At 42.6% G+C, this 6,125-nt stretch carries 5 protein-coding genes; all 5 read right to left on the bottom strand.

What is annotated here, in order from left to right; all coding sequences use genetic code 11:
• Window positions 1–150: 150 nt before the first annotated feature.
• The 5 genes from recA to aroL all read right to left on the bottom strand — a co-directional run bounded on the left by recA (window position 151) and on the right by aroL (window position 5,870).
• A complete protein-coding gene (gene recA / locus Xedl_RS10425) occupies window positions 151–1,227 on the bottom strand; it encodes a recombinase RecA (protein WP_074023644.1) in 1,077 nt (358 codons plus the stop codon).
• Between the two features lie 103 nt (window positions 1,228–1,330).
• Entirely contained in the window at window positions 1,331–1,834 is a 504-nt protein-coding gene (pncC, locus tag Xedl_RS10420; RefSeq protein ID WP_074023643.1) for a nicotinamide-nucleotide amidase, read from the bottom strand.
• A gap of 25 nt (window positions 1,835–1,859) precedes the next feature.
• Window positions 1,860–3,056, bottom strand: coding sequence for a lysophospholipid transporter LplT (gene lplT / locus Xedl_RS10415; protein WP_074023642.1), 1,197 nt, complete (start codon window positions 3,054–3,056; stop codon window positions 1,860–1,862).
• A gap of 4 nt (window positions 3,057–3,060) precedes the next feature.
• Complete coding sequence (aas, locus tag Xedl_RS10410) at window positions 3,061–5,211, bottom strand: bifunctional acyl-ACP--phospholipid O-acyltransferase/long-chain-fatty-acid--ACP ligase (RefSeq protein WP_074023641.1); 2,151 nt, start codon at window positions 5,209–5,211, stop codon at window positions 3,061–3,063.
• Window positions 5,212–5,339: 128 nt separating this feature from the next.
• A complete protein-coding gene (gene aroL, locus Xedl_RS10405; RefSeq protein ID WP_074023640.1) occupies window positions 5,340–5,870 on the bottom strand; it encodes a shikimate kinase AroL in 531 nt (176 codons plus the stop codon).
• Window positions 5,871–6,125 lie beyond the last annotated feature (255 nt).

Raw genomic sequence — 6,125 nt, 5'->3', positions numbered from 1 at the left:
CAGTCCATTTTGGGATTTTTTTTGATTTGGCGATTAATCAGATCGCAAAAATTGGACTGAGTTCCCTCCAAGTGATCTACTATTTTGAAAGCTTATTTAAAGGCCAAATTAGCTCTGCATTATGAATAAATATGGAAGTAGAATAATTAATTAAAATTCTTCGTTATTCACTTCTTCACCGTTGTCTTCATAATCAGTCACGTAATCCGTAGCTGCGCTACTGAACTCACCTGTATTATTCAACAGTAAATCACGCAATTTTTTATCCAGTTCGGATGCAATTTCGGGGTGTTCTTTCAAGTACATAGTGGCATTGGCTTTACCTTGTCCAATTTTTTCGCCACTGTAGCTATACCATGCGCCTGCTTTTTCTACCATCTTGTGTTTAACACCCAGATCAACCAATTCACCAAAAGTGTTAATACCTTCACCATAGAGAATTTGGAATTCAGCTTGTTTAAATGGCGCAGCAACCTTGTTCTTGACCACTTTCACACGCGTTTCGCTACCAACCACTTCGTCGCTATTTTTCACTGAACCAGTACGACGGATATCCAAACGGACAGATGCATAGAACTTCAGCGCATTACCACCTGTGGTGGTTTCAGGATTACCAAACATCACACCAATTTTCATGCGGATCTGGTTGATAAAGATCAACAGGGTATTCGAGTTTTTCAAATTCCCTGCTAATTTACGCATCGCTTGGCTCATCATACGTGCAGCCAGCCCCATATGAGAATCGCCGATTTCACCTTCAATTTCTGCTTTTGGTGTTAATGCTGCAACCGAGTCGACAATAATTACATCAACAGCACCAGAACGTGACAAGGCATCACAGATTTCTAATGCCTGTTCGCCAGTATCAGGCTGAGAACACAACAGATTATCAATATCTACGCCCAGTTTTTTCGCATAAACTGGATCAAGAGCATGTTCGGCATCAATAAAAGCACAAGTTCTGCCTTCGCGCTGAGCAGCAGCAATAACTTGCAATGTCAGCGTTGTTTTACCGGAAGATTCTGGTCCATATATCTCAACAATACGCCCCATTGGCAAACCACCCGCACCCAATGCAATATCCAGTGACAAGGAGCCGGTAGAGATAGTTTCAACATCCATTGAGCGGTTTTCACCCAAACGCATGATAGAACCTTTACCAAATTGTTTCTCAATTTGGCCCAGCGCTGCTGCTAGTGCTTTTTGTTTGTTTTCATCGTTAGCCATGTTTACTCCTTCGCAAGCAATGAAGGGGTTGCCTCACTGCTGATAAGCTGTTTCTGATACCAAAGTGCTGTATGATTATACAGTATAATCATACAGCATCAAGCTAATTTTTTATGATTTCATCCAATACAGTTTTTAAAGAAAAAGTGGCAGCTTGTAGACGCACAGCATTACGATCACCCGAAAAATGCTGGCGATATGTTACAGTCTGAATGTTTTCATTAACGTAAAAGGCAAACCCAAGCCAAACCGTGCCAGTCGGTTTTTCCTCACTTCCCCCTTCTGGCCCAGCAATGCCACTGACAGCAATAGAAACATCGGCCTTAGCAACGATTAATGCCCCTGTAGCCATCTCTTTTACGACCTGCTCACTTACCGCACCAAATTGCGCCAATGATTCTGGTAAAACGCCCAGCATTTCCTGCTTAGCATCATTACTGTAAGTCACAAAACCACGATTAAAATAGGCCGAACTTCCCGCAATATCTGTAATCACTTTAGCTATCCAACCTCCTGTGCAAGATTCTGCACAGGTCACGGATAATTTTTTCTGTCTTAATCTCTTTCCGAGTTCAATACTAAGCTGATTCAGGATTTTTTCATCCATAACAGGCCTTCAATTCTATAAGAAATTAATTTTTCCGAAGCAGATCCCAAATCCATAGTCCCCCAATTGCCAAAGAGAGCAAGATACCAAAACCAATGCCAACAGTAACAACCGAGGCTCCCAACATAACGGAAACCGAATACAACCCCAGCATTACCAGCATAGCACTATTTTCGCCCAGGTTTTGCACAGCAACAGCTTTACCTGCTCCCATCGAATGCTTTCCATGTTCTTGTAATAGCGCATTTAATGGAACGACAAAAAGACCACCAAATACCCCAAGGACGATCAAAATTAAGTAGGAAAATACGATTGATTGCTGAGTAGCAAAAAGAATCACCATGAGTCCAATTAAGATCCCTGCTGGCATACAGCGGCGCACAGTTTTCAGTGTAATAAACCGCGCAGCTAAACCTGCTCCAACAATGATACCAACCGCCACTACTGCATTCATCAATGTGGGCGTTGTATTGCCATTAATCCCCAGTACAGCAGGAACCCATGCGACTAACAGGAAGCGCAGCGTAATACCTGCCCCCCAAAATAGGCTAGTACCTACCAGTGAAAAGCGCGTTTCCTGATTACGCCAAAGTGAAGCACAAACCATCATGAAATCCACCAACATTTTTTTAGGATTCCACCCCTTGCCTTCACGAGCCGCCACCAGACGAGGTATAAAGAAATTGGATACGACTGCGGCACCATACAATAAGGCACAAAGCCCTAATGCCAGAACCAAACTCACATCAGAAAGGAAACCGCCGGCAACTGAGCCAATCAGGATAGCTGCAATGGTAGAAGCTTCCATCATGCCATTGGCTTTTACCAAACGCCCGCCATCTGTCAACTCGCCTAAGATCCCATATTTAGCAGGAGAATAGGCCGCAGCCCCAATTCCCACTAAGGTATATCCCAGAAAAGGATTCATATCGATACAAATGCTGATGGCGCCAAGCAATTTGATGCCATTAGAGAAGAGCATAACACGCCCTTTTGCAAATCGATCAGCAATTTGCCCAACAAAAGGGGCAAATATGATATAAGTCAGGACAAAAACAATTTGCAGTGCTGGCCAACTCCATTCAGGATAAAACTCTGCTTTTAATTGGGCTAATATGGCAAAAAACAAAGCATTATCAGCAAAAGCAGAGAGAAATTGTGACAGTAATACTGCTTTCATTCCGCGGGATAGTAGCGGTTGTGTCTCCACAGTGACATCCATTGCCTTACTCCTGTTCAGCCATTTTTCTTAGGGTGACAAAATCCGGTTTGCCACTGCCGAGCAAAGGAAGTTGCTGCACATAACGAATATCTCGTGGAACCGACAACTCAGGCATCCCTATTTCACGTGCCATTCCCAACATCCTATTTCTATTTAGATTTGCATCTGTCGTGAACAATACCAGTGCTTCGCCTTTGCTTCGATCACTCCTGGTCGTAGCCGCATGCAGCGCATCAGTAGAAACGTGAGAAGCTATTTGTTCTACCGCTTCAAGAGAAACCATTTCCCCTGCAAGCTTGGCAAATCGTTTCACACGTCCTTTGATCGTACAGAAACCCTCTTCATCAATAGAAACAATATCTCCGGTATCATACCAGCCAACTTGATTATTCCCTTCTGCGTCTTCGGCAGACGGTAGCTCCAAACGATCAGGTGCTTCAACTTTCAGATATCCTTTCATAACATTTGGCCCGCGTAGCTGTAAGCGACCTCCACCCTCAATCCCCTGTATAGGCAGCAAACGGGTTTCCATACCAGGCAAAATCCGCCCGACTGTTCCTGTTTTTGCCGCCATCGGTACATTGATTGCCACTACCGGTGCACATTCCGTCACCCCATAACCTTCCAGAATACGGATACCAAATTTATCTTGCCAAACTCGCTTGGTATTTTCTGACAGTTTTTCTGCTCCGGCTACTACATAACGCAGGCGGGCAAAATCATAAGGATGGGCAAAACGAGCATAATTACCCAAGAAAGTCGATGTTCCAAACAACACGGTACAATTACGGTCATAGACCAGTTCAGGAATAACACGATAGTGTAGTGGGCTTGGGTAAAGGAATACACGACTGCCTGTCATTAATGGGGTAAATAGACCCACTGTCAGACCAAAAGCATGAAACAGTGGTAAGGAAGACATAAAGCGATCCAGCGGAGTAAAATCAGCAATAGTTTTTATCTGTTCAACGTTCGCCAATAAGCTGGCATGGCTGTGAACAACACCTTTGGGTGCACCTTCTGAGCCTGACGTAAACAGGATCAAGGCATCATCATCTGGTTTTTGTGAAATCAAAATGGCTTTGGCAGGAAAAATCAAATGCCACAATATCCAAAGCTTATCTTCCCGCGTGATCGTGTCTTTCAAATCTTCGAGATATAGCCAATTGGCTTCAGTCACCTGTTCTGGCAGATGAGTCAATTGCCCTTTTTCCAGAAATTGGCGGGATGTCACGATGGTTTTAATGGTTGCAGCCTGCATGGCATTCTTAATGCCGCTGCTTCCTGCCGTATAGTTTAAAAGAGCCGGTATTCGTCCTTTCAATGAAGCACCATATAAGGTAGCCGCCATCACAGTCGCATTTGGTAACAGCAGCCCAATCCGTTCACCTTCTTGTGTAAAGCGTTCTAAGATCCGACTGATTGCCAATATTTTTTTCAGTAATGAATGATAACTATCTTCTTTAAAATTCACGTCTTCAATGCAGGACTTAAAACGGCCAAACCGTTTTTGCGCAGTTAGGTAAGCGCTAAATAACGTCTCCTTTAGGTGCGTCTGCATTCTCACATCCATCATGATAGCGTGGAGATGTTCTCCTGCTAAACGACGTCGTGTTGTTGAATCAGGTGCATCCGGCATTGGCAGATCAACGGCTGGTAAAATTTTGAGGGTGATTTTCGGGAACCAATGTAGCTTCGTAATTCCTTTTAATCGACCAAAAACCGTTTGTTCTGCCCCGTCAATTCGAATTGGTACGACTTTCGCGCCTGATTTCGCGGCAATAAAAGCGGCACCATCGTAAATCTTCATAAGGGAGCCGGTTACGGTGATCCTCCCTTCGGGAAAAATCACAATCGGGCGCCCTTTATCCACTTCTTTAACCAATGTCCTGACTGCCATTGGATTGGTTGGATCCAAAGGGACAACATCCGCATAAAACTTGATAAATTTGAGAAAACCACGAGTTGCAATATTAGAATAAATAGCAAATACAGGCTTTATCGGCAGGAATAGTCCAATTAACAGACCATCCAGAAACGAAACATGATTGGGAGTAATAATGCATTTAGTGTGTTGTTGTAACTGTTTGGTATCACCTTCAATGGTAACCCTGAAGAGTGTACGAATAAGTAACCGAATAAAATTTAAGAGCATATCCATATCTCAAATATAATTAATAAAATTAAAGTGAGTAAACAGAATGGTACTATAAGTTGTACGGGCAATTTGTTATATCAGATTTCCCTGTCAGTTAGAAAATAAACTTAAACATCGTTGATATATCAAATTAGTTTGCTTTCCTGGTCTAAAATGTAAGATTTAATGCAAGATACGATATATTCTGTTGCGAGATTGGCATCAACAATAAAACTGGCACATTCTTGGTATAAAGGTTCTCTTTCAACCAATATTCCCTCCATTTCTTCTACGATGGACTTCCCGGTTAGGCTGGGACGCTGTGAATTCTCTGGATTAAGGGATAATCGCTGACCTAAAACTGCTGCGGATGCCTGTAAATAAATCACAATACCATTTTGTTGCATATATTGGCGATTCTCAAGCGACAACACCATTCCTCCACCTGTTGAAATGACACATTCACTCTGGCTAACTGTTTTCAACGTTTGGCTTTCTAATTTCCTAAAATGTTCCCAGCCATATTGTTCAACAAGTTCAGCTATCGTCATTTCACTCATGGTCTGGATACTTTCATCGGTGTCAATAAATTTATACGACAGCGCTTCAGACAACAACTTACCTATTGTCGTCTTCCCTGCACCTCGTGCACCTACGATGAATAGAGTTTGTTTCATTTCGTTGTTTTCCCGAAGAGTCTATGAAATTAAGCCCAAACACCAAGTGTAGTAACTAAATATTTACACTAGTGTAAAAGGGTATTTTTGATGGATCAAAAAGTCACACCTAAAATTAAGTGTGACTCAGCATAGTTCAATAAAAACTAATTAAAGTAACGCGATGCTCGACTTTAACATCCTATAACATTGGCTTGTTGAAGCCAGTCCCGTTGACTTTTACCTTGTTGAAAATTGGCAAAAATACCCAACGTG

It is taken from the genome of Xenorhabdus eapokensis, from assembly GCF_001908105.1.
The sequence above is the reverse complement of the archived record's forward strand: the minus strand, read 5'-3'. Positions and strand labels throughout refer to the sequence as shown.